We start from the raw sequence: 22,390 nt of genomic DNA on the forward strand, positions 1-22,390 counted from the left end.
GACTACCAGTCCTCGCGGATCATATCGACCACCTTTTCTGCGATCATCATCGTCGGCGCGTTCGTGTTCCCGCCCGTGAGCGTCGGCATTACCGACGCATCGACGACCCGCAGGCCGTCGACGCCGTGGACGCGCAGTCGGTCGTCGACGACGGCCATGTCGTCGTCGCCCATCTTGCACGTCCCGACGGGGTGATAGACCGTGTGGGCAGTCTCCCGGACGTGTTCGGCGATTTCCTCGTCGGTCCGGACGTCCTCGCCGGGCCAGACCTCCTCGCCGCGGACCTCGTCGAAGGCGTCGGCCTGCATGATTTCGCGGCCGCGTTTGACCCCCTCGACCAGCACCTCGAGGTCCGTCTCGGCGTCGAGGTAGTTCGGGTCGATGGCCGGGTCGTCGAAGGGGTCGGCCGACTGCAGGGAGATGCGACCCCGGCTCTTGGGGCGTAGCTGTGTGGCCCCGAGCGAGAGGCCGTGGCCGTCGGCGGGGTTGTCGAAGCCGTGGTTCATGAAGTAGCCCGGCGCGAAGTGGAACTGCAGGTCGGGCGCGTCGAGGTCGGGGTCGGTTCGGACGAAGCCGCCGGCCTCGCCGACGTTGGAGGTGAGCAGGCCCCGCTTGAGCAGGAAGAACTTCGCGAGGTCCCGAACACGGCCGGCATCGTCGAGCGTCTCGGACTCGGTCGTCTCGTAGACCACGAACGAAAAGAGGTGGTCCTGAAGATTGCGGCCGACGCCGGGTAGTTCCGCCGTCGGTTCGATATCGTGTTCGGCGAGGTGCTCGGGGTCGCCGATGCCCGACAACAGCAGCAACTGCGGGGAGTTGACCGCGCCCGCGGAGACGATGACCTCCTCGGTGGCCTCCGCATAGAGGTCCGAGCCGTCCTGCTGGAACTCGACGCCCGTGGCCCGGTCGCCGTCGAAGCGGATTTCGGTGGCCTGCGCGCCCGTCTCGACGGTGAGGTTCCGTCGGTCCAACGCGGGCTCGAGATACGCGTCGGCGGCGCTGTGTCGTTTGCCGTCCCGCTGTGTGAGGTGGTACGTCCCGACGCCGGCCTGTGTGTCGCCGTTGAAATCCGGGTTGCGGTCGTAGCCGGCCTCGACGGCCGCCTCGACGAACGTCTCCGAAAGGGGGTGTGGCGACTGGGGATTCGACACCGCCAGCGGGCCGTCGGTGCCGTGGTATTCCTCGTCGGCCCTGCTACCCTTGGTCCGCCCGAGGAGGGAACTTTTCTTGCCCGGACGGAAGTCCTCGTTCCGCTTGAAATAGGGAAGGACGTCCTCGTAGCCCCAGCCGTCGTTGCCGAGGGCGGCCCACTCGTCGTAATCGCGGGCGTGTCCGCGGATGTAAATCATCGCGTTGATGGAACTGGAACCGCCCAGCGTCTTCCCGCGGGGCCAGTAGAGTTCCCGGCCGTTCATCGCCGACTGTGGTTCGGTGTAGTACTCCCAGTCGTACTCCGTCTTGAACAGTTCCGAGAATGCGGCCGGAATCGAGATTTCACGTTTCTCGTCGGGCTTGCCCGCTTCGAGAAACAGGACCGAGGTATCCGGTTGCTCGCTGAGTCGACCCGCAAGCACACAGCCCGCGGACCCGGCGCCGACGACGACGTAATCGTAGGCCGCTGTCTTGGTTGCCATAGGGTCACACACTCGTGATATTTATATAAGCGGTGGGAAGCCGGAAGACCGCCGCACGACCGCCATCACCCGAACCGCCACAATCACATATATAAATCTTGTTAGTCACATGTTCACACGACTGTCCGGCCCCCGTACCGTGGTTTTCTGCTTCCGTTTCAGCAACCTTTATATAGAACCACAGACAATCTTTCGAGTGACTATGGCTCAGCAGATGGGTAACCAGCCCCTCATCATTCTCGGGGAGGACAGCCAACGTACCTCCGGACAGGACGCACAGTCGATGAACATCACCGCCGGCAAGGCGGTCGCCGAGTCCGTACGGACGACGCTCGGCCCGAAAGGGATGGACAAGATGCTCGTCGACTCGACGGGCAACGTCGTCGTCACGAACGACGGCGTCACCATCCTCAAGGAGATGGACATCGAGCACCCGGCGGCCAACATGATCGTCGAGGTCGCCGAGACGCAGGAGGAAGAGGTCGGCGACGGTACGACCACCTCCGTCGTCGTCGCCGGTGAACTCCTCTCGCAGGCCGAGGACCTGCTCGAGCAGGACATCCACGCCACCATCCTCGCACAGGGGTACCGTCAGGCCGCTGCCGAAGCCAAAGAGATTCTCGAGGACATCGCCATCGACGTCGACGCCGACGACACCGACATCCTCGAATCCATCGCCGCGACGGCGATGACCGGCAAGGGCGCCGAGGCCTCCAAGGACCTGCTGGCCGAACTCGTCGTCGACGCCGTCAGCGCCGTCGCTGACGACGACGAGGTCGACACGGACAACATCAAGGTCGAGAAGGTCGTCGGCGGCTCCGTCGACGAGTCCGAACTCGTCGAGGGCGTCATCGTGGGCAAAGAGCGCGTCCACGACAACATGCCCTACTTCGCCGAGGACGCCGACATCGCGCTGCTCGACAGCCCCATCGAGGTCAAGGAGACCGAGATCGATGCCGAGGTCAACGTCACCGACCCCGACCAGCTCGAGCAGTTCCTTGAGCAGGAAGAACAGCAGCTCCGCGAGATGGTCGACCAGCTCAAGGAGGTCGGCGCCGACGTCGTCTTCTGCCAGAAGGGCATCGACGACATGGCCCAGCACTACCTCGCACAGGAGGGCATCATCGCCGTCCGCCGTGCGAAGAAGTCCGACATGAAGGCCCTCTCGCGTGCGACCGGCGCGCGCATCGTCTCCAACCTCGACGACATCACCGAAGAGGACCTCGGCTTCGCCGGCTCCGTCGCCCAGAAGGACATCGCGGGCGACGAGAAAATCTTCGTCGAGGACGTCGACGAGGCCCGCTCGGTCACCCTCATCCTCCGCGGCGGCACCGAGCACGTCGTCGACGAGGTCGAACGCGCCATCGAGGACTCGCTGGGCGTCGTTCGCACCACCCTCGAGGACGGCAAGGTCCTCCCCGGCGGCGGCGCACCCGAGACGGCCCTCGCGCTGGGCCTGCGTGACTACGCCGACTCCGTCGGTGGCCGCGAACAGCTCGCCGTCGAGGCCTTCGCCGACGCCGTCGACGTCATCCCGCGCACGCTCGCGGAGAACGCGGGTCTCGACCCCATCGACTCGCTCGTGGACCTCCGCAGCCAGCACGCCGACGGCGACTCCGCCTTCGGCCTCGACGCCTACACCGGCGACGTCATCGACATGGAGAACGAGGGCGTCGTCGAGCCCCTCCGTGTCAAGACCCAGGCCATCGAGTCCGCGACCGAAGCAGCCGTCATGATCCTCCGCATCGACGACGTCATCGCTGCCGGCGACCTCAAGGGCGGCGGCACCGACGACGACGATGACGAGGAGATGCCCGGCGGCCCCGGCGGCGGCATGGGCGGTATGGGCGGCGGCATGGGCGGTATGGGCGGCGGCATGGGCGGCATGATGTAAACCCACTTTTTGCACGCTCCGGCGGTTCGCGGCGCTTCGGCCGCGAACCCGCCTCCGCGGTCATCAGATTCCGTCGGAATCTGATGGGCAATCAGACCGCTTCGCGGTCTGATGACGGCAAAAACGTGGGGAAAATATGCGCGCGTGCTCCCTTCGCGGCCTTCGGCCGCTCCGGTCCGCGCGCGCTACGGCGACTCGGCGCTTCGCGCCTCGTCGCCGGGAACCGCTCGCGCCCTACGGGCGCTCGCGGATGCCCATCTCACCTGCCTGCCGCTTCGCTCTCGCACCGCCTTCCGAACGCTTCTCTTATTTATTAGCCGCGTAGCGGTAGCCTCGCCCGGAGCCGATTCTTTATATACGAAACCGCCGGACGTACACCCGAGTGACGGGACGTTCGAGCGGTCGACGGCGAGGCAGTCTGCGTGACGACCACCCCCTCTCCGAGCGAGCGCGAACGTATGGGGAAGCCGTGGTCCGGAGCGACGGCTGGCCGCTGTCGGCTCTCGACTGCTCCGATATCGCGTGGGCGACCACGACCCGTACCCGACGGCGGAACGGTCGCTGTGCCTACGAACCCGACGGTGGGTGTGTCATCACCATCGGCGAACACGTCTACGAGCGGGGCGGGTTTGCGGCCTGCGAAGAAATCGTCCGCCACGAGCTCGTCCACGCGTGGCAACACCAGCATCGCGGCGAACAGGCTGTGATTTCCGACGACGGCGCAAGCATCATCGACGGAGACGCGACCACCGAAACGGTCCGCATCGAGCCGGGCCACGGCCTCTCGTTTCAGGCGTGGGTCGACCCGCTGGACCTCTCGGGTCGGTGTTCGACACCCTACGAGCGAGGCCGGGGCGACTACAACTACGTCGTCGAATGTCCCGACTGCGGCGAGTGGTGGGGGAAGTTCCGGCTCTGCAAGACGGTTCGGCAGGCTGCCCACGGCCGGGTCGGTGTGACGGGCTATCGCTACTGTACGGACTGCGAAACGCTCCTGTATCTCCGCTCCGGCGACCGATATCTCGACCACGGACCGCACGACGACGATGCGATTCGTGCCTTCGCAAACGGAGATATAGAAAGCGTTGCGTCAACACCCATAAGGCTGCTAAATCCAGCCAGTCGGTAAGCCGAGTACATACGACGGATCGAGAAAACATCTGGAGCATCCGCGAGCGTCCGCAGGGCGCGAGCGGTTCCCCGGACGCGAGCGAAGCGAGCGTCCGGTAGCGAGAGCCGACTAACGCGCCCGAAGGCGCGGCTGAAGGCTCTCGCGCATATTTTCCCCACGTTTTTGCCGTCATCAGACCGCGAAGCGGTCTGATTGCCCATCAGATTCCGTCGGAATCTGATGACCGCGGAGGCGGGTTCGGCGTCTTGCGCGCCGTCGTTCGAAAGGCGCGAAGCGCCTTTCGTGATGTCGTCAGAATCCAAAGGATTCTGACTGCAAGCGGGAAATCTTTGATTTCCCGCAATGACGAGAGACGCCTTTGGTGTCTCTCGAACCAAACCGCCGGAGCGTGCAAAAAGTGGGTCACCATGGCTCGTCTTTCAGCCCGAACGCGTAGGCGAGCACGTTCGTGCCGACGTGGAGGACGGGCGTCAGCACGAGCACGGCGACGATGACAGGGAGGGTGAAGGTGACGCGGAACCAGCCGGTAGCGACGATGAACGTCAGGAGGAGCGAGACGACGACGAAATCCAGTTGGTCAACGCCGGGGAAGACGGCCCCGCGCTCGCGGCCGGTGCGGCGTTTGAGAAACGAGGCGAGGATGTCGCCGAGCATCGCGCCGAAGGCGAGCGCGACGGCGGCGTGGATGGGGAACTCAGGGACGCCGATGCCGGAGAGGCCGACGAAGCCGTCATGCAGTTGGTTGAGCAGGAGGGCGACGATGACGCCGGCCGCGGTGCCGAAGGCGGTCCCCCGCCACGTCTTCCCGTCGCCGAGGATACGTTTGCCGTCGTCGAGCGTCCGACCGCCGTCGATGGGGCGGCCGCCGCCGGCCAACACGGCCACGTTGTTCGGGATGTAGGCGGGCAGCATGGCCCAGACCGCGATGACGACCGTCTCGACTACCATACGCCGTCTGGACCCGGCGGGAGTATAAGAACGGCGGAACGCGACCCGAAGGAGTACGCTCTTGGGGAGGGCGGCAGTATTTGCCAGTATGATACCGCCAATCGCCCGGCGGTTCGTCGCCGGCGAATCCGCCGCGAGCGTGATGGACCACGCTCGGAGGCTCAACGACGACGGTATCGGGGCGATACTCAATCTCCTCGGCGAACACTACGACGGACGGGAAGCGGCCGACGAGGACGCGCGAACCTACTGTACGCTCCTCGATGAAATCGGGAAGACCGACCTCGACGCCTGCATCTCGGTCAAGCCCTCACAACTCGGCCTCGACGTCGGCGAGGGCGTCTTCCGGGAGAACCTCGAGCGCATCGTCGAGGCCGCGGCGGCCAACGACGGCTTCGTCTGGATGGACATGGAGGACCACACGACGACCGACGCGACCCTCGACGCCTTCGAGGCGCAGGTCGGGACCTATCCGAAGATGGGCCTGTGTCTGCAGGCGAATCTCAAGCGAACCCCGAGCGATATCGAGCGGTTGGCCGGCCTGCCCGGGAAGGTGCGATTGGTCAAGGGCGCCTACGAGGAACCGCCGGATATCGCATACACCGACAAGGCCCGGATCGACGAGGCCTACCGTGAGAACCTCGAACTCGCGTTTCGGGCGTTCGACGCCGGCATCGCCGTCGGGAGCCACGACCCCGCGATGCTCGACTACGCCGCTGGCCTCCACGAGGTACACGACACACCCTACGAGGTGCAGATGCTGATGGGCGTCCGTGAGGACGCCCAGCGGGAACTGGCTGCCGACGGCATCACCGTCTATCAGTACGCGCCCTACGGCGACAGGTGGCTCTCGTATTTCTACCGGCGCGTCATGGAGCGCAAGGAGAACGCGCTGTTCGCGCTTCGGGCCGTTCTCGGTCGTTAATCCTCGTTGCCGTCGCCGTCACCATCGCGGGAGGCCGTGGTCTCTTCGGTCACGTCGATGTGGATGCTCTGTTCGTGGCTCTCGCCGAAGCCGGCACTGAGGATTCGGGTAAGCGCGTCCTCGACGCTTTCGTCGGTTTCGGTGTAGCGGTCGGATTCGACCTCGACCACGTAGCCGGTCGTGATGTTGGGCGCGGTCGGCAAAAAGAGGACGTCGAGGCCGTCTTCGGTCGTCTTCCCGGTTTTGAACGCGGTCATGCGCATCCCGTCCCACGTCTCCAGTTTCACGGGCGTCTGCAGGTCCTCCGGCCCCGAGACCGCGGTTTCGACCGCCATCTTCGAGGCGTTGTAGACGACGCGGAGACCGGGCAGCCGGTTCATGACGCCGTCGAGGGCCTCCTCGAGGAAGTCCCCGACCGCGGTCCGCATCAGATAGCCGACCGAGAGGACGAGGAGTCCGAAAAGCACCAGCGTAATCGCGACCCGAACGGCGACGGGTTGGCCCTCCAGCGTGGTCTCCAGAAGCGGGAGGTTGGCGATCGACTGGTAAATGAACGCGACGACGTACGCGGTCACCAGAAGCGGGACGAGGACGATGAGCCCGCTCGCGATATCTCGCTTCCAGGAGGACGAAAGCATTCGTCCGTAGATTTACCTGCCGCGTATTCAGCGCTTCGACCGAGTGACGCGTATGATAACGTTCGTCGACAGTTCATCCGTCGTCCGGAGCGACGCTCCCGCGTTCGGCCAGCATCGACGCCGCCCGTTCGGCCCACCCGCCCCGATGAAAGCTCACCACGACGACGAGGGCCATCCAGACGTAGGCCAAGCCGATACCGAAATAGGCGCCGACGACGCCGTAGTCGAGCACGACGCCGACGAGGTACGTGAAGCCGAGCATGAATATCGCCAGTCCCGACGTCCGGGCGACGAACGGGATGCGTGTTTCGCTCGCCCCGGCGAAGGCCCCCTGCAGGATGGCGAAGGTGACGAGGAAGACCGCCGTGAGGCCGTAGACGCGCGCGAACCCGGTCGCGTAGGTAATCGTCGCCACGTCGTCGGTGAACACCGACACGAACGGCTCCGCGACGAGGGCAAGCACGATACCGAAGACCCCGACTGCGAGAGCGCCCAACGCGGCCGTCGCCCAGCCCTGGAACCGCGCGAGTGCGGCGTCGCCGTCGCCGAGTGCCTGTCCGACGAGGACGCTCGCGCCGACGTGGAAGCCGCGGGATATCGGCCCCGTCAACTGCTGGTAGAGGCGGCGGCCGATGTGGAACGCAGCGTTGACCTCCGTTCCGAACCCGAGCAGGATGGCGTTCAGCGGAAACTCTACCAGCGTCGAGACGAGTCCCTCGCCGACCGAGGGTGCGCTCACCTGCAACAGCTGTTTCGTGATGACGAAGTCCCGGGGGCGGGTCAGGCCAGCGTCGGCGAATCCCGTCGCGAGCGCCCCGAGTAACATGACGGCAGTGAAGACGTTGGCCGCCGCGGTCGCGATGCCGACGCCGACGACCGAGAGTCGTGGCGCCCCGAGCATGCCAAGACCAAGAATCACCGAGCCAGCGATATTGAGGACGTTCGCAACGATGTTGACGTACATCGGTGTCCGCGTATCGCCGGTCCCCTGTAGTGACCGGGCAGCGATGAGGCCGATGTGGCGAGCCGGAGCGGTCGCCAACACGATGGCGAGGTAGGTGCCACCGAGGGAGGCGACCTCTGCCGGGGCGCCGAGCAGCGCGATTGCCTGCTCGCCGAAGAGGAGACCGGCGATAGCGAACGGGACGCCGATGATTCCACCGACGACGAGCGCCTGTGAAATCGCTTCGTCGCGGTTGGCAGTCGCCCCGCTGCCGGTATCCTGCGAGGACAGCGCGATGGCGCCGCTTCCCATCCCGAGGCCGACCCACAGCGGGAACCGAGCATAGAGGTCGGCCAGTCCGATAGCGGCGACTGCAACCGGTGAGAACACCGCCGTCACGAGGATGTCGACGGTCCGCATCAGCGTCCGGGTGGTCTGTTCGACCATCACCGGCCACGACAGGGAGAGGACCCGACGCCACACCGACAGCAAGCGCTCGCACACAGGGAGGGGGTTCGCTCGCCGCCGGTTTTATCCTTCTCGTGTCGACGAGGCGGACGCCCTCGGGGGAGACGTATCGTGGCCCGGCGACACGTTCGGGGAGCGCGCGCCGCTCCTCGACTACGACGACGTACGTATCGAGCGATAGCGAGCAGGCAGGACGACCGCTCCGACAGCCCGTGTCCCACGCTCCAGCCTCGGCGGACTATCGGCGGATACTCAGCGCATAGCGCCGATGGCCGCGTTCCCGTATTTAAATCCTCGCCGCGAGTGGTTCAAAGCGACAGCCGGGACCGAAGCGACCGCGTTTTCGTTCCGCATTCCTCGCGGTACTCGCAGGCACCACATCGGGAATCGTCGTGCAGGCGTGGCGGTGGTCCGTCGATGGACCTCGCGGTCCGAAGCGCACGGCGGTACAGCGCCTTCTTCCGTGTGGTCAGTCGAACCTCGCGGACGATACCGTGAGCCGGATACTCGACGAATCCCCGTTCGACCGGCGCTTCTCGTTCCCACGAAAGCGCCTTCGCGGCCGCCGTCACGCGGACGGACTGGGGCTGCCAGACGCCCTGTTCTGGGGGTTCGCCGGCAGAGACGAGAACGGGGACAGCCGGTTCGGCGAGCAGTTTGTGCGCGATGCCGCGGCAGTCCTTGCCCTCCAGCAGGACGTCGCGTTTCGGCGGATTCGCGAGGCCCTCCCAGCAGTCGAGTCGCGCTTTCGCGGCCCCGAGGTTGGCGCGGTACTGGGTCGGCGTCACGTCGATGGGTTCGGCGGCGAGGTCCGTTTCGGGAGCCAGCAGGTCCTCGTACCGATAGGCGAGTTCCCGGACGCGTTCGACATCGTCAGGTGCCGCGCCGTCGTCGTGTTTGCGCCGGTAGTATAGTTTTCGCGGACAGTAGGCCGCAGTCGCGAGGTCGGTGAAGGTCTGCACGCGGCGTCTGGGTGCGTGCTAGTATATAAATACGCGGCGCTCGCGTGGCTACTCCTTCCAGATGACGCCGTCCGTTTCGCCGGACATGACCTCGGTACCGAAGTCGTTCGTACAGGAGAGACCGACCGACAGTTCGTAGCGGTCCGCCCGCTCGGTGACGGTTTCGTTCGTCCAGACGCAGGTAATCGTCTCACCGGTGTAGACCGGCTTGTGGAACTCGTATTCCATCCGTGTCGCCAGCACTTCGAGGTCGCCGCCGATTTTCGTCGGCAGCGTCGCGGTGAGCAGCCCCTGAACGACGAGTCGGCCCTCCTCGTCGGGGTCGGTGTGGATGGGCTGGGTATCGCCCGAAATCTCGCCGAACCGCTCGACGTCCTCGGTAGTGAAGGTCCGTTCGTAGGTGTGGGTGTCGCCGACAGCAGGGGCGTCGTCGCTCATGGACGAGCGTTACGACGGGAAAACAAAGCGTTGGCGACGTCGGAAGTCTTAGTCGTCGGCGGGTGCGGCGCCGGTGCCGCTTTCGGCGGAGGCGGCGATGGTCGCGCCGTTTGCTTCCAGCGCCTCGACGATGAGTTCGGCGACGTCGACGATCTCGATGTCGTCCTCGAAGCCGCCGGTCTTGCGACCGTCCTCGTACATCGTCATGCACATCGGGCAGGCGACGACGAACTTCTCGACGGCCTGACCGGCTTCAGTGTCCTCCAGCGCCTCGCGGAGGCGTTCCTCGCTGGGCTTGGTCTCCTCTTCGAGGTCCATCCAGAGGCCGCCGCCACCGCCGCCACAGCAGAAGCTGTTTTCGCGGTTGCGGGGCATCTCGTGGAGGTCACATCCGGTCGCACGCACGAGTTCGCGCGGGGCCTCGTACTCGTCGTTGTACCGGCCGAGATGACAGGGGTCGTGATAGGTGACGGTGTAGTCGAGTTCGGTCCCGGAGAGGCCGAGGGCGTTGGCCTCGACCAGTTCCTCGACGGTCTGGGTCCAGTGCTGGACCTCGACGTCGCCGTCGCGGTTCCAGTAGCCCTCGATGGCGAACTCCATCATCGGGTCGTCCGCGAACTCGTCGAAGTCGACCTCGGGGTACTCGTTTTTGAACGTGTTGTAGGAGTGGGGGTCCGTACAGACGATGTTGTCGTAATCGCACTCCTCGAAGGTGTCGACGAGCGTGCCGGCCTGCTCGACGAAGAGGAACTCCTCGCCGATGCGCCGGATGTCGTTGCCGTCGTAGACCTCGTCCTCGTAGAGGATGCCGACCTCGACGTCGGCGTGTTCGAATATCTTCGCCAGCGAACGGGCGACTTTCTTGTTCCGTTCGTCGTAACTCGGGTAGTCGCCGACGTACCAGAGGTATTCGACGCTTTCCTCGCGGGCGTCGGCCACCTCGAACTCCAGTTCCTCGGTCCAGTTGCCGCGGTCCGACGGCGAGTCGCCGAAGGTGTTGCCCTTTTGCATGACGTTCTGGAAGGTGTCCTGAATCTCGGGGCGGATGTCACCCTGGTCTGCCATCTGCCGGTTGAGTCGGGTGAAGCTCTTGAGGTGCTCGATTTCGACGGGGCAGGCGTCCATGCAGGCCATACAGGCCATGCAGGACTCCATCGTCTCGGTGTCGATGACGCCGCTGCCGTCGGCGACGATCTCCTTGGTCTCGCCGCCAGCGTCGAGTTCCTCGCGGTACTCCTTGAGGTCGAGAATCACGTCACGCGGGTCCAGCGGCCGGCCGGAGGCCTTGGCGGGACAGACCGAGGAACAGCGACCACACTTGGTACAGGCGTCCTGGTCGAGCATCTCCTTCCAGGTGAAGTCGTCGATGGATTCGGCGTTGGTCGCATCGAGGTCCGAGGGAACGCCGGGTAGGCGAGCGCCGGCCTTCTCGTCGCGGGCGACGACGTTGGCGAACGACGAGAACATGTGGAACGGCTTGGCGTAGGGAATCGCGGCGATGAAGACGAACGCCAGCAGCGCGTGGGACCACCACGCCAGCGGGTAGACGGCCGCGGCACTCGAGGCATCGAGGCCGAAACCGGCCAGCGACGCCGCGACGGCCATACCGACGAAACTCACGGATTCGGGGCCCTGCCCGACGATGCGGATGCCTTCGAGCAGGAAGCCGCCGACGCCGAGGAAGAACAGCGACCACACGAGGAAGGCGTCCTCCCAGTTGGTGTGTTTGCCCCACAGGCGGTCGTTGCGGGCGACGTAGCGACGCCACAGGGCGACGCCGAGGCCGACGACGAACAGCAGGCCGAGGGCGTCGGTCACGAGCTGGTATGAGAGATAGAAGTCACCGACCCAGAAGGACTCGCCCGTCGCGATGCGGTAGATGTCGATGTCGATAAAGAGGATGGTCGTCGCGATGAGCAGGGTCAGAAAGCCCCACAGGATGAAGGCGTGCATCAGGCCGCCCACCAGGTCGCGGTTGAACTGTTTCTCGTTCGATGCGACGATCTTCGCCGCGCTGACGACCCGCTCGGGCAGGTCATCGAGGCGGTCGAACCAGTCGTCCGAACCCTCGGCGTAGCGCGCGAAGCGCTGATAGATGCCGATGGCGGCGATGAGGACGGTCAGCGTGGCGAGGAAGTAGAAGACGACCTTCTGGACGGGACCGATCTGCCAGTAGGTCTCGCGGGCAACGCTTTCCCCCGCCTGTAGCGGAAGCACCGATAGCATACGGAGAAACCCGTGGTGCTATCCGCTTAAGCTTTGTTACACAGTCCCGCGAGAGCGCCGCCCTCCGGCAAAAATTGGAGTTTGAGAGGTCGGGACTGTGGATAGCCGGTTGGTTTATATTGGCGTCGTTCGCCAGCCGTCGAGAGCTCACCTCGAAAGGCGGGGCGACCGGCTAGAGGAACTCCCGAACCTCGGAGTACCACATGTCGTGGTGGTCCACGGCGTCGATGCGGCGGGCGATCTTCACCGCGATGACGTGCCAACAGAGGTCGGTCGGCTCCTCGGGGTCGAGGTTGTACCGGGAGTCCTCACACTCGCAGGTGCCGTCCTCGACGACGTGTTCCTCGGAGTGGCCGACGACGACGGTGAAATCCCGGTACTCCTTGATTCGCTCCTCGCCGACGGCCTCGATGGCCTTCACGCCGCGGTCGCCGTGGGTGGCGATGATGCGGTCGACGGCGTCGCTACTCAACTCGCCGTCGGACTCCAGTATCGCCTCCCACTCGTCGACCGCGGTCACTACCGGAGCGTACGCCCCCGAAAGGAAAACAGGTTCGGTCGGCCGAGGAACCCGTTGCTTTTCTTGCCGGACCGACCAACCACAGGCATGGAAGTCCGCGAGGGGGACGTACGGATAGAGGTTCCCGAGGAACGACACGGCGCCAGCGAGGGCTCCGGGTCCGGCGTCTTTTATAACCCAGTCCAGGAGTTGAACCGCGACATCACGGCGGGCGTCCTCCGTGCGGTCGCCGACGACTGTGAGACGTATCTCGACGCCATGACCGCAAGCGGCGTGCGGGCGGTCCGGGCCGCCGAAGCCGGCTACGCGGCGACCGGGTGCGACGTCGACCCCGACGCAGTCGAGTTGGCACGGCGGAACTTCGAGTTGAACGGCCTCGACGGCGACGTCGTCCACCGGAACGTCAACGCCCACATGCACGAGACCGATTACGACGTCATCGACCTGGACCCCTTCGGGACGCCGATTCCCTTCGCCGACGCGGCCTTTCAGAGCGGCCGCGAGTACGTCTGTGTCACCGCCACCGACACCGCGCCGCTCTGTGGCGCCCACTTCGAAAGCGGCGTTCGGAGTTACGGTGCCGTCCCCCGCAACACCGAGTTCCACAGCGAGATGGGCCTGCGCGTGTTGCTGTCGGCGCTCGTCCGGACGGCCGCCCGTTACGACGTCGCTGCACGGCCCGTGTTGAGCCACGCGACGAGTCACTACGTGCGCACGTATCTCGAACTCGAATCCGGCGCGAAAACCGCCAACCGACTCATCAACCAGTTGGGCTACGTCGACCACTGCCAGCAGTGTCTGTGGCGCGACAGCGAGGCGGCGCTGATGGCCGACCCGACCGACGAGTGCCCGAACTGCGGACAGTCGACGTGGACCGCCGACCGAATATGGCTCGGCCCCGCCCACGACGCCGAGTTCGTCGAACGGGTGTCCGAAGCGATTCCGCCGACCTTCGGCACCGCCGAGAAATCGAAGGACCTGCTGGCGACGGTCGCCGACGAACTACACCAACCGACCCACTACGACCAGCACAAACTCTACAAGCGGTGGGGCGAACCCAACCCCGCGATGGACGACTTCCTGGGAGACCTCCGGGCGGCCGGCCACGAAACCTCCCGAACCCACTTCGGCGGGACGACGTTCAAAACGGACGCCGACGTCACCGAGATTCGCGACGCGGTCGAGTAACGGCGACGTACCCTCGGATAGCGCTCAGCTAACTATAGGCTGCCAATGAGAACGACCACCGTGTCGCTCCGTGAAACGCTCCGGACCAGCGCCTACGTGGAAACGCTTTCTGAGACGGTAGCGGTCGCTCGCCGCGCACAGATCTCCCTTCTGGCTGCCAGCCTCGCGTATTTCGGATTCCTGTCGCTGTTTCCCTTCGCATTGCTCGTCATCATCGTCCTGACGACGCTCGGGGGCGAATACTTCGGCGACGTCGCCGCCGACATGCTGGCCGACGTGCTCGGCGAGCAGATCAGCCGCCAGTTCGACGACGAGGGGTTCATCACGAACGCCGGTCTGCCCAGCACCCTCGGCAGCCTGGCGGTACTTCTCTGGGGTTCGATGCGCCTCTACTGGAGTTCCGACCAGGCGTTCGCCGCCATCTACGGTGAACACGACGACGCTACGCTGGTATCGACGCTCCGGAACGCGAGTTTGGTCTTCCTGACGAACCTGGCCGCGATAGTGCTATTGGGCGGTATCGGCATCTGGTTCGGCCTCTCCGGCCGGACCGCCGCGCTGGTCGCTCCTCTCCTCCTCTTTTTTGTGCTCATCGCCGTCTTTCTGCCCGTCTTCTACATCTTCCCGCACGTCGACGTGACCGTCCGCGAGATTCTGCCGGGCACCGTCCTCGCGGCGGGCGTCTGGGCCGTCGCGAGTTCCGGCTTCCGGGTCTATGCGGGGTCGGCGAGCACCGTGGCCTACGGGGTCGCGGGCGCCATCGTCCTGTTGCTCTCGTGGCTCTACATCGTCGGCCTCGCCACGCTCGTCGGAGCGGCACTAAACGCCGTCCTCGGCGGCCACGTCGACCCCGACGACGAGTGGGTTCCCACCGATTATATGTAGTTCACGCATATCCGGGCGCGTGAAAGGACATCTATTATGCGTTCATTTCGCTTCTGCCGCTGGTTTTGCTCGCGCTCGTGACCGCCGCCGAGACGCTCGACGAACAGGCCGGCAGTTTCGTCCAAGACACCGTCCACGAAACGTCTCGAACCCACTCCGGTGGGACGACGTTTAAACTGGATGCCGACATCAGCGAGATTCGTGACACGGTATCGTGAATCGCGTCGTCACTCACAGGCGACGGAACGATTGAGTCGGACGCTGACGCCCTCCCCGAAGGCCTCGACGGTAATCCGGTCGCCACAGGGGACGGACGTGAACGTGTGTGTCGTTTCCTCGCCGGGGGCGACCGTACCGTCGGCGGCGAGGTCGACGGTCGTCTCGTCGATGGTGACTTCGACCGTCGTAAACCCGCGGGCGGCCGGATACTGATTGGTAATCGTTACTTCGAGATTCGTCGTGGCGTTCGACGTGTTCGTCGGCGTCTGTTCGAAGCCGAGATACGCCGACTCGTCGTCGACGACCGCGACATCTAACCCTCGGTCCACCGATACGGAACTGACGCCGCCCGTACTCATGACCGAGGAGACGACCAGCGCCAGCGCGGCGAGCAGAAGAAGCGGGCGTCGAAGACTCACGAATCGTCCACCTCCGGCGGGCAGTCCCGGGCGCCGAGTCGCATCCGATAGTGGTTGTCGTAGAAGTGTCCGACCGACGAGACGGCCAGCGCGGCCACGAGAAAGACGCTAAACGCGTACGGCGACAGAAGCGAGACGGGATAGATACCGCCCCAGAGGGCGAGCAAACAGACGGAACTGAGCGTCGATAACCCGAGATAGTAGACGCCCCACGGGATGTCACCACCGGTGAGCGAATCGACGTAGAAGTTGGCGCTGGATGCCGCATCGGTGAGTCTGACCGTCCCCCGGTTCGAGTCGTACTCGACGAAGCCGTGCTCGGCCAGTTTCGAGAGGTGGAACTGTCGGAGCGCGTTCCGCACGCGCTTTCGTTCCCGATGAGTGAGCTGGTCGATGTCCTTTGCGTTCTCCCAACTGGCGACCCGGTCGGCGAGTTCCGAGACCGTGACCTCGTCCCCGTTGCGTTGTTTCAGATAGTGAATCGTGAACCGGCGGCGCCGATTGCTGAGCACTTCCAGCATTACGTCCCGCGAGAAATCCGCAGTACGAACCGATTGCGGGCCCGTCGCGACTCCACCCGGTTCAGCTATGCCACCGTCCCCCTTTTCGACCGCGTCCCCGCTACTTGCCATGCCGTCTCAGGCCTCAACACCCACTCACTTTAGTATAAAGTGCCCCCTGCTTCGCAATCAGTTTATGTGAACTGACAAGATAGAAATATATAAACACGCAAATAATTACTTGGCTGAGGGAAATTCACCAAAGGATGCCAGTAAGTTGGGCTTATTTCAGGATTCGTGAGCAGTAGTTCGTTTTATTAGATTCTGATATAACGGCCGAACCGACCCGACCACATCGGTCGGCCAGTAACGGAGGTGTATTATTGTGTATAGGGACTCTGTCACCGTCACAGGATTTCTTTCCGGCTTTCGCTGGCGGTCTATTCCAAAGAGGGTCCACGATGATGAGTTGAACGTGCGCCGCGGACGGGCGAGCGGTGAGGTACCGCCCAAACGCGGCGCAGCAAACGAGGTAGAAAACAATGCAACGACGCAAATTCGTGGTCGGACTCGGATCGCTCGCTGCCGGCGGGGCTGCTGCAATGGGAACAGGTGCCGTTTCACAATTCAATTCGGGCAACCGTCACATCGGCGTTGAAACAGTCGGTGACGCCAGGGCCTACATCGCCCTGCAGCGTCCCGAAGATGGTCTCAGTGACAGTGGAGATACTCGAAATGGGAACTTCGTTGAGTACAACAACGAGAAACTCACGCTGGACTTCACCAGCGACAACCCGACGAGCGCCCGGAGTGGTGATCCAGAGGAAGGGAACTCCCTCGGCGGCAAGGGTGTAAACCCCGATTCGACGTACTACTTCGATGGTACGTTCGAAATACGCAACCTCTCGAACAACAGCGGGAGCGGAGTCGGTGAAATCGAGGTGTGGATAAACGAGAACATCGACGGAATCACGTTCTATACGGGCAGCTCGCCCGGCAACCGAACGCCGTTTAATACGAACAGTCGTGAATCGCTGAGTCCGGGACAGGCCGTCGCAGTCGGCGTCAAAATCGTCCAAGATGATCTGAGCAGCGACGACGTTGACGAGACGTTCGAGGTCGTCGCTCAGGAGCTAGATAACGGTCTGTAAAGGCCATCTAAATACGTTTTTGTATTTGACTCGCCGTGATTTTGTGAGCTACCGTTTGAACGAACGGCCACTTTTCTGAGTCACCCTCTTGCCGGCGAATAGCTTCCCACCGATTATATGTACTGTTCGCGCATAGCCGGGGGCGTGAAAGGGCATCTCGACAGGGCCGTCACGGTGACACGCGGCGTCGTCAACGGCGCCCAGTCGGACCGGATCACCTTCATCGCCGCCAGCCTCGCCTATTACGCCTTTATCTCGCTTCTGCCGCTCGTTTTGCTTGCGCTCGTCGCAGCGTCGCTTCTCGGCGACACGGGGACCGTCGACGCGCTCGTCGCGGCCGCCGCCGAGACGCTCGGCGAACAGGCCGGCAGTCTCGTACAGGACGCCGTCACCGGCGCCGCCGGCCGCGGCGGTGCGACCGTCCTCGGTGTTGCCGTTCTGCTGTGGTCCGGTCTCAAACTGTTCCGCGGCCTCGATATCGCCTTCTCGGAGGTCTACGGCGCCCCGGGCCCCGACTCCATACTCGATCAGGTTCGCGACGCCACCGTCGCCCTCGGAGCCGTCGCGCTTGGCGTGGCCGGAACCGTCGCCATCGGCGCCGCAATCGCCCTCCTCGGCGTGAGTGAGGTCGCCGCCGGCGTTCCCTTCGTCGGTGCCCTCGGTACGCTCGCGCTGGTCGTCGGCCTGACGGTCGCCTTCCTCCCGCTGTACTACGTCCTGCCGGGCGCCGATATCGACGTTCGGGAGGCGCTTCCGGGTGCGGTCCTCGCCGCCCTCGGCTGGACCGCCCTCCAGACCGGCTTTCGAATCTATGCCGCCAACGCCGGCAACTACGAGGCCTACGGCGTTCTGGGCGGCGTTCTGCTGCTCGTTACCTTCCTCTATTTCGGCGCGCTGGTGTTGCTGCTCGGGGTCGTCCTCAACGCCGTGCTGGCGGGGCGTGCCGACGAGGAGACCGGCCTCGCCGACCCGGCCGACGAACCGGAACCCGAACCGACCGCGATACTCGACGGAATCATGACACGGGACCGCATCGACGACGACGTATCGGACGAGGAGTTGCGCGAGGAACTCGAAACGCTCTACGACGAACTCGACCGCTTCGAGGACCGCATCGACGACCGGACCGTCCACCGCGAGGAGGTCGAGGCCGACCTGAAACGCTACGTGCGCCAGCAGGTCCGCCGCGGCAAGGCCCGCGGTTGGGGGCCGTACCTCGTCTTGCTGTACGGCACCGCGATGACTCTTGGGGCCTTCGCCTACCTCTCCAGCGGGTGGGCCGTCCTCGCGATGTTGGTCATCTGGCTGTCGACGCTCGGACTGTACGCCCTCATGCTCATCGTGGGCGGGACCGTCAGCGCCGCCCGCCTTCCCGGTAGCCTGAAGGAGCGCTTCGAGAACCGATGAACGACCGCGGTATCGGCGAGTCCGAACTCGTCGCAGCGCTTCCGGAGGTCGTCGTCGTGTTCGCCGCGCTCGTCACGCAACTCGGCGACGTGTGGTTCCTCTTCGGCATCGTCGGCCTCCTCTACTGGTTCGGCGGGACCCTCCCGGGACCGGTCGCCTTCGACAGGCGGCGCGGCGCCTTCGTGCTCGCGCTCGCGATGGGCTATCGAGCGACCGCGACGACGCTGAAAGCGCTGTTCGCCTACCCGCGGCCGCCGAACGCGGACGTGGCACCGGCTACCGACCTCGTACCGGCCCTCCTCAAACCGATATATGCCGCCGCCGCGACCGGGACCGGGTTCGGCTTCCCGAGCGGCCACGCGGTCGGGGCCACCGTCGTCTACGGCGGTATCGCGCTTCTGGTCGGTACCCGACGGGCCTACGCCAGCGCGGCCGTCCTCGCCGCGGTCGTCGCACTCTCGCGGGTCGTCCTCGGCGTCCACTATCTCGCCGACATCACCGCCGGCGCGGTCGTCGGCCTCGCCTTCCTCGCGGTCGCCTACCACGGCTGTGACCGGGGCGACAAACCCGGACGAGTCCTCTCTATCGCGCTCGTCATCGCGCTTCTCGGCCCCCTTGTCGGCGAGTACACCTTCGATACGATGGCGGTCCTCGGCCTCACCCTCGGCGCGCGCATCATGTGGGGCAGCATCGGCGATGCCGTTCTCCACGAGGAGACGACACGAGTGGGCGCCGTCGTCGCAGCGGTCTTCGGCGGCATCGTCGCGGCACCGGGCGGCCTCGCATACGCCATCGAAGCCGCACCCCACGTCGCCTTCCTGACGATGGCGGTCGGCCTCGGCGGCGTCGTCGCGGCGCCGGTCGTCGGCGAAGCCGTCGCTCGCCGTATATAAAGTCGGCCCGCGAAACCGACCACGGAGGCGCGGGCGTTCGTTCAAGAAACAAGAGTAGCATCCGCCGAGGGGCGTTCGAAGAACGCCCCTGAGGTGGTTCCCGCTGGTGAACGAAGTGAGCCAGCGTAGCGAGCGGTGACTAACGCGCGCCGAAGGCGCGCGGCTGGAACCGCTCGCGCATATTTTCCCCACGTTTTTGCCGTCATCAGACCGCATAGCGGTCTGATTGCCCATCAGATTCCTGCGGAATCTGATGACCGCGAGGCGCGGCTTCGCCGCGCCGAGCGTGCAAAAAGTGGTTTCAGAACGTCTCGAGGTACCGGTCGAGTTCCCAGTCGGAGACGTCGATGAGGTACTCCTTGAACTCCTGACGCTTGGCTTCGACGAACTTGGAACCGACGTGGTCGCCGAGGGCGTTGTAGATGGCCTCGTCTTCTTCGAGGGCGTCGACGGCCTCGCCGAGGTTCTGCGGCAGCGTGTTGATGCCGTACTCCTCGCGTTTGTCCTCGTCGAACTCGTAGATGTTCTCCCGGACCGGGTCGGGCGCCTCGATATCGTTCTCGATGCCGTCAAGGCCAGCGTGAATCATGACCGCGAAGGCGAGGTAGGGGTTACACGACGGGTCGGGCGAGCGGAGTTCGACACGAGAGGACGCGGGAACGCGCGCGGCGGGTTTGCGGATGAGCGCCGAGCGGTTCCGGTCGGACCACGCGACGTAGACCGGGGCCTCGTAGCCGGGAACCAGACGCTTGTAGGAGTTGACCGTCGGGTTAGCGACGGCGGTGATGGCCGGCGCGTGTTCGAGGATGCCGCCGAGGAACTGCTTGGCAGTCTCGCTGAGGTTGAACTCGTCGTCCTCGTCGTGGAAGGCGTTCTCGCCGTCCTCGGTGAAAAGCGAGAGGTGGGTGTGCATGCCGGAGCCGTTGATCTTCGGGATGGGCTTGGGCATGAACGTCGCGTGGAGGTCGTGCTGTGCGGCGATGGCGCGGACGACCGTCCGGAAGGTGCCGACGTTGTCGGCGGTCGTCAGGGCGTCGTCGTACTCGAAGTTGATCTCGTGTTGCCCGCGGGCGACCTCGTGGTGGCTGGCCTCGATTTCGAAGCCCATGTCCTCGAGGCCGTAGATGATGTCGCGGCGGACGTCGCTCGCGAGGTCCTTCGGCGCGAGGTCGAAGTAGCCGCCGGCGTCGTTGGTCTTGGTCGTCGCGCGGCCGTCCTCGTCTTCCTCGAAGAGGAAGAACTCGGGTTCGGGCGCGGCGTTGACCTTGTAGCCCATGTCGTGGGCGCGCTGCAGGGCGTTTTTGAGGACGCGGCGCGGGTCGCCCTCGAAGGGTTCGCCGGTGGTGGTGTCGTAGACGTCACAGATCATCCGGGCGGAGGCACCCTCCTCGCGGTCACGCCACGGGAGCACCGAGAACGTACTCGGGTCGGGCATGAGCCGCATGTCGGATTCCTGAATGCGGACGAAGCCCTCGATGGAGGAGCCGTCGAAGTAGATACCCTCCGTGAAGGCTTTCTCCGCCTGTTCGGCCGGCACGGAAACGTTCTTGACCGTGCCGAGGATGTCCGTAAACTGCAGGCGCAGGAAGTCGACGTTCTTCTCGTCGATCTCGTCGAGGACGCGCTGTTCTTCCGGGGAGAGGCCACCGTCGGTGGCTACGTTTTCGTTCGTCATCTTTCTCGCCACCTGTTTCGATGAGTGCCACTACTAAAGCCTTGCTCCTTTGCGCAAACCTTCCGTCTAACGCTGTGAAAATGAATATTCGTAAATTTCTAAACCCCCCGGGGCGTACGGAGGTGTAATGACGTACGAAAATCTCGACCGCAAGTTGGTAAACGCGCTATTGGCCGACGGACGCGCCTCGCTGCGCTCGCTCGGTGAGGACCTCGACGTGTCGGTGACGACCGTCTCGAATCACATCTCCGACCTCGAAGACCAGGGCATCATTCGGGGTTACAGCCCCGAAATCGACTACGGCGAACTGGGCTACGACGTGACCGCGGTCATCCAGATGAAAGTCGAGGGCAGCGCCCTCCCCGAAATCACCGACCGCCTCGCGGACCACAAACACATGGTGTCGGTCTACGAGGTCACCGGCGACCACGACATCATCGCCATCGGCAAGTTCACCGACACCGACCACATGAACGACCAAATCAAGGAACTGCTCATCGATCCCGACATCAAGGAATCCAACACCTCGGTCGTCCTGAACACGGTCACCGAACACGAGCAGTTCGACCTCGACGTCTGAGCGCGGTCCGAGCGGCCGCGACAGTTCCTCGGCGCCCGCCCTACTCCAGACAGTAGTCGACGAAGTTACGCAGGATTCGAAGCCCCGTCTCGCCGGATTTCTCGGGGTGGAACTGCGTGCCGAAGACGTTGCCCGCCTCGTTGGCGACGATAGCCGGAAACTCGACGCCGTAGTCCGTGCTGGCGACGACAGCCTCGTCGTCGTCGGGGTCGGCGTAGTAGGAGTGGACGAAGTAGGCGTACTCGCCGTCGATACCCTCGGCGAGCGGATGCTCGCGTTGGACGTTCAGTTCGTTCCAGCCCATGTGCGGGACCTTCTGTCCCTCGGCAAAGCGGACGTTGGTGCCCGGGACGAGGTCCAGCCCCTCGACGTCGCCCTGCCCGACGCGTTCGGCCTCCTCGCTCGACGTGAGGAGCATCTGCATTCCCAGACAGATGCCGAAGAGCGGTTTGCCCTCGGCGGCGGCGTCGACCAGCGCCTCGCGGAACGGGCCGGCGTTGTCCATGCCCTCGCTGAAGGCGCCGACGCCCGGCAGGACGATACCGTCGGCGGCGTCGAAATCCGCGGGGTCGTCGGTTATCGTCGCCTCGGCGCCCGCGCGTTCCAGCCCCTTGGTCACGCTACGGAGGTTGCCGAGCCCGTAGTCGACGAGGACGACCTCGGCGGTCCGCTGGGTGGTGCTCATACCGGAACGTGGGCGGCCCCACGCAAAGTGGGTTTCCATCGCGACAGAAAGGAAGCGACG

General features: G+C 64.7%; 22 protein-coding genes. 10 read left to right on the forward strand and 12 right to left on the reverse strand.

The window, feature by feature from the left end; all coding sequences use genetic code 11:
* Positions 1 to 2: 2 nt before the first annotated feature.
* On the reverse strand, positions 3 to 1,634 hold the full coding sequence (locus tag U5914_RS06725) for a GMC family oxidoreductase (protein ID WP_336134990.1): 1,632 nt from the start codon (positions 1,632 to 1,634) through the stop codon (positions 3 to 5).
* Between the two features lie 214 nt (positions 1,635 to 1,848).
* Between U5914_RS06725 and thsA the strand changes: the two genes are divergently transcribed.
* Both thsA and U5914_RS06735 read left to right on the forward strand, forming a co-directional pair.
* Positions 1,849 to 3,528, forward strand: coding sequence for a thermosome subunit alpha (gene thsA / locus U5914_RS06730; RefSeq protein WP_336135226.1), 1,680 nt, complete (start codon positions 1,849 to 1,851; stop codon positions 3,526 to 3,528).
* Positions 3,529 to 3,910: 382 nt separating this feature from the next.
* Positions 3,911 to 4,657 carry a SprT-like domain-containing protein gene (locus U5914_RS06735; RefSeq protein ID WP_336134991.1) on the forward strand — a complete coding sequence of 249 codons (747 nt, stop codon included), beginning with the start codon at positions 3,911 to 3,913 and terminating at the stop codon, positions 4,655 to 4,657.
* A gap of 405 nt (positions 4,658 to 5,062) precedes the next feature.
* On the opposite strand, the gene U5914_RS06740 is transcribed toward U5914_RS06735, so the two are convergent.
* Complete coding sequence (locus tag U5914_RS06740; RefSeq protein WP_336134992.1) at positions 5,063 to 5,608, reverse strand: CDP-2,3-bis-(O-geranylgeranyl)-sn-glycerol synthase; 546 nt, start codon at positions 5,606 to 5,608, stop codon at positions 5,063 to 5,065.
* A gap of 88 nt (positions 5,609 to 5,696) precedes the next feature.
* Between U5914_RS06740 and U5914_RS06745 the strand changes: the two genes are divergently transcribed.
* The gene (locus tag U5914_RS06745; protein WP_336134993.1) at positions 5,697 to 6,533 is read left to right on the forward strand and encodes a proline dehydrogenase family protein; all 837 of its coding nucleotides are present in this window, start codon (positions 5,697 to 5,699) and stop codon (positions 6,531 to 6,533) included.
* Here the strand turns inward: U5914_RS06745 and U5914_RS06750 are convergent.
* The 6 genes from U5914_RS06750 to U5914_RS06775 form a co-directional block, all read right to left on the reverse strand.
* On the reverse strand, positions 6,530 to 7,171 hold the full coding sequence (locus tag U5914_RS06750; protein WP_336134994.1) for a DUF502 domain-containing protein: 642 nt from the start codon (positions 7,169 to 7,171) through the stop codon (positions 6,530 to 6,532). The genes U5914_RS06745 and U5914_RS06750 overlap by 4 nt on opposite strands.
* A gap of 73 nt (positions 7,172 to 7,244) precedes the next feature.
* On the reverse strand, positions 7,245 to 8,561 hold the full coding sequence (locus U5914_RS06755; protein ID WP_418766752.1) for an MATE family efflux transporter: 1,317 nt from the start codon (positions 8,559 to 8,561) through the stop codon (positions 7,245 to 7,247).
* Positions 8,562 to 8,890: 329 nt separating this feature from the next.
* Positions 8,891 to 9,544 carry a CRISPR-associated protein Cas4 gene (locus U5914_RS06760; protein ID WP_336134996.1) on the reverse strand — a complete coding sequence of 218 codons (654 nt, stop codon included), beginning with the start codon at positions 9,542 to 9,544 and terminating at the stop codon, positions 8,891 to 8,893.
* 48 nt (positions 9,545 to 9,592) lie between these two features.
* Positions 9,593 to 9,982: a MaoC/PaaZ C-terminal domain-containing protein gene (locus U5914_RS06765; RefSeq protein WP_336134997.1), complete on the reverse strand. Its 390-nt coding sequence runs from the start codon at positions 9,980 to 9,982 to the stop codon at positions 9,593 to 9,595.
* A 48-nt stretch (positions 9,983 to 10,030) separates the two neighbouring features.
* On the reverse strand, positions 10,031 to 12,208 hold the full coding sequence (locus tag U5914_RS06770; protein ID WP_336134998.1) for a (Fe-S)-binding protein: 2,178 nt from the start codon (positions 12,206 to 12,208) through the stop codon (positions 10,031 to 10,033).
* Between the two features lie 172 nt (positions 12,209 to 12,380).
* Entirely contained in the window at positions 12,381 to 12,728 is a 348-nt protein-coding gene (locus tag U5914_RS06775) for a hypothetical protein (RefSeq protein WP_336134999.1), read from the reverse strand.
* 87 nt (positions 12,729 to 12,815) lie between these two features.
* On the opposite strand from U5914_RS06775, the gene U5914_RS06780 reads away from it, so the two are divergent.
* From U5914_RS06780 to U5914_RS06790, 3 genes are all read left to right on the forward strand, one after another.
* The gene (locus tag U5914_RS06780) at positions 12,816 to 13,916 is read left to right on the forward strand and encodes a tRNA (guanine(26)-N(2))-dimethyltransferase (RefSeq protein ID WP_336135000.1); all 1,101 of its coding nucleotides are present in this window, start codon (positions 12,816 to 12,818) and stop codon (positions 13,914 to 13,916) included.
* A gap of 45 nt (positions 13,917 to 13,961) precedes the next feature.
* Positions 13,962 to 14,801 carry a YihY/virulence factor BrkB family protein gene (locus U5914_RS06785; protein WP_336135001.1) on the forward strand — a complete coding sequence of 280 codons (840 nt, stop codon included), beginning with the start codon at positions 13,962 to 13,964 and terminating at the stop codon, positions 14,799 to 14,801.
* A 77-nt stretch (positions 14,802 to 14,878) separates the two neighbouring features.
* Positions 14,879 to 15,019 (forward strand): hypothetical protein, encoded by a 141-nt coding sequence (locus tag U5914_RS06790; protein ID WP_336135002.1) that lies wholly within the window; start codon positions 14,879 to 14,881, stop codon positions 15,017 to 15,019.
* Positions 15,020 to 15,028: 9 nt separating this feature from the next.
* Here U5914_RS06790 and U5914_RS06795 read toward each other — a convergent pair whose 3' ends face one another.
* Positions 15,029 to 15,439, reverse strand: coding sequence for a CARDB domain-containing protein (locus U5914_RS06795; protein WP_336135003.1), 411 nt, complete (start codon positions 15,437 to 15,439; stop codon positions 15,029 to 15,031).
* Complete coding sequence (locus U5914_RS06800) at positions 15,436 to 15,960, reverse strand: DUF7344 domain-containing protein (protein WP_336135004.1); 525 nt, start codon at positions 15,958 to 15,960, stop codon at positions 15,436 to 15,438. Before U5914_RS06800 ends, U5914_RS06795 begins: the two co-directional genes overlap by 4 nt.
* Positions 15,961 to 16,481: 521 nt before the next feature.
* Between U5914_RS06800 and U5914_RS06805 the strand changes: the two genes are divergently transcribed.
* The 3 genes from U5914_RS06805 (at position 16,482) to U5914_RS06815 (ending at position 19,390) form a co-directional block, all read left to right on the forward strand.
* Positions 16,482 to 17,090: a DUF1102 domain-containing protein gene (locus U5914_RS06805; RefSeq protein ID WP_336135005.1), complete on the forward strand. Its 609-nt coding sequence runs from the start codon at positions 16,482 to 16,484 to the stop codon at positions 17,088 to 17,090.
* Between the two features lie 117 nt (positions 17,091 to 17,207).
* Positions 17,208 to 18,497, forward strand: a complete 1,290-nt coding sequence (locus tag U5914_RS06810; RefSeq protein ID WP_336135006.1) for a YihY/virulence factor BrkB family protein — start codon at positions 17,208 to 17,210, stop codon at positions 18,495 to 18,497.
* Complete coding sequence (locus U5914_RS06815) at positions 18,494 to 19,390, forward strand: phosphatase PAP2 family protein (RefSeq protein ID WP_336135007.1); 897 nt, start codon at positions 18,494 to 18,496, stop codon at positions 19,388 to 19,390. The genes U5914_RS06810 and U5914_RS06815 overlap by 4 nt, the downstream gene beginning before the upstream one ends.
* Before the next feature lie 301 nt (positions 19,391 to 19,691).
* Here the strand turns inward: U5914_RS06815 and glnA are convergent, their stop codons facing one another.
* Positions 19,692 to 21,065 (reverse strand): type I glutamate--ammonia ligase, encoded by a 1,374-nt coding sequence (gene glnA, locus U5914_RS06820; protein WP_336135008.1) that lies wholly within the window; start codon positions 21,063 to 21,065, stop codon positions 19,692 to 19,694.
* Between the two features lie 127 nt (positions 21,066 to 21,192).
* Here glnA and lrp point away from each other — a divergent pair, with 127 nt between their 5' ends.
* Positions 21,193 to 21,645: an HTH-type transcriptional regulator Lrp gene (lrp, locus tag U5914_RS06825; protein WP_336135009.1), complete on the forward strand. Its 453-nt coding sequence runs from the start codon at positions 21,193 to 21,195 to the stop codon at positions 21,643 to 21,645.
* 40 nt (positions 21,646 to 21,685) lie between these two features.
* Here lrp and hisH read toward each other — a convergent pair whose 3' ends face one another.
* Positions 21,686 to 22,330: an imidazole glycerol phosphate synthase subunit HisH gene (gene hisH, locus U5914_RS06830; RefSeq protein ID WP_336135010.1), complete on the reverse strand. Its 645-nt coding sequence runs from the start codon at positions 22,328 to 22,330 to the stop codon at positions 21,686 to 21,688.
* Positions 22,331 to 22,390: the final 60 nt, after the last annotated feature.

The organism is Natronomonas amylolytica, from assembly GCF_037031205.1.
Classification (GTDB): domain Archaea; phylum Halobacteriota; class Halobacteria; order Halobacteriales; family Haloarculaceae; genus Natronomonas; species Natronomonas amylolytica.

Bases quoted from the DNA above. Each gene is read 5' to 3' on its own strand.
- U5914_RS06725 (WP_336134990.1), bottom strand. From the start codon at position 1,634: ATGGCAACCAAGACAGCGGCCTACGATTACGTCGTCGTCGGCGCCGGG.
- thsA (WP_336135226.1), top strand. From the start codon at position 1,849: ATGGGTAACCAGCCCCTCATCATTCTCGGGGAGGACAGCCAACGTACC.
- U5914_RS06740 (WP_336134992.1), bottom strand. From the start codon at position 5,608: ATGGTAGTCGAGACGGTCGTCATCGCGGTCTGGGCCATGCTGCCCGCC.
- U5914_RS06745 (WP_336134993.1), top strand. From the start codon at position 5,697: ATGATACCGCCAATCGCCCGGCGGTTCGTCGCCGGCGAATCCGCCGCG.
- U5914_RS06750 (WP_336134994.1), bottom strand. From the start codon at position 7,171: ATGCTTTCGTCCTCCTGGAAGCGAGATATCGCGAGCGGGCTCATCGTC.
- U5914_RS06755 (WP_418766752.1), bottom strand. From the start codon at position 8,561: ATGGTCGAACAGACCACCCGGACGCTGATGCGGACCGTCGACATCCTC.
- U5914_RS06765 (WP_336134997.1), bottom strand. From the start codon at position 9,982: ATGAGCGACGACGCCCCTGCTGTCGGCGACACCCACACCTACGAACGG.
- U5914_RS06770 (WP_336134998.1), bottom strand. From the start codon at position 12,208: ATGCTATCGGTGCTTCCGCTACAGGCGGGGGAAAGCGTTGCCCGCGAG.
- U5914_RS06780 (WP_336135000.1), top strand. From the start codon at position 12,816: ATGGAAGTCCGCGAGGGGGACGTACGGATAGAGGTTCCCGAGGAACGA.
- U5914_RS06785 (WP_336135001.1), top strand. From the start codon at position 13,962: ATGAGAACGACCACCGTGTCGCTCCGTGAAACGCTCCGGACCAGCGCC.
- U5914_RS06800 (WP_336135004.1), bottom strand. From the start codon at position 15,960: ATGCTGGAAGTGCTCAGCAATCGGCGCCGCCGGTTCACGATTCACTAT.
- U5914_RS06805 (WP_336135005.1), top strand. From the start codon at position 16,482: ATGCAACGACGCAAATTCGTGGTCGGACTCGGATCGCTCGCTGCCGGC.
- U5914_RS06810 (WP_336135006.1), top strand. From the start codon at position 17,208: ATGTACTGTTCGCGCATAGCCGGGGGCGTGAAAGGGCATCTCGACAGG.
- U5914_RS06815 (WP_336135007.1), top strand. From the start codon at position 18,494: ATGAACGACCGCGGTATCGGCGAGTCCGAACTCGTCGCAGCGCTTCCG.
- glnA (WP_336135008.1), bottom strand. From the start codon at position 21,065: ATGACGAACGAAAACGTAGCCACCGACGGTGGCCTCTCCCCGGAAGAA.
- lrp (WP_336135009.1), top strand. From the start codon at position 21,193: ATGACGTACGAAAATCTCGACCGCAAGTTGGTAAACGCGCTATTGGCC.
- hisH (WP_336135010.1), bottom strand. From the start codon at position 22,330: ATGAGCACCACCCAGCGGACCGCCGAGGTCGTCCTCGTCGACTACGGG.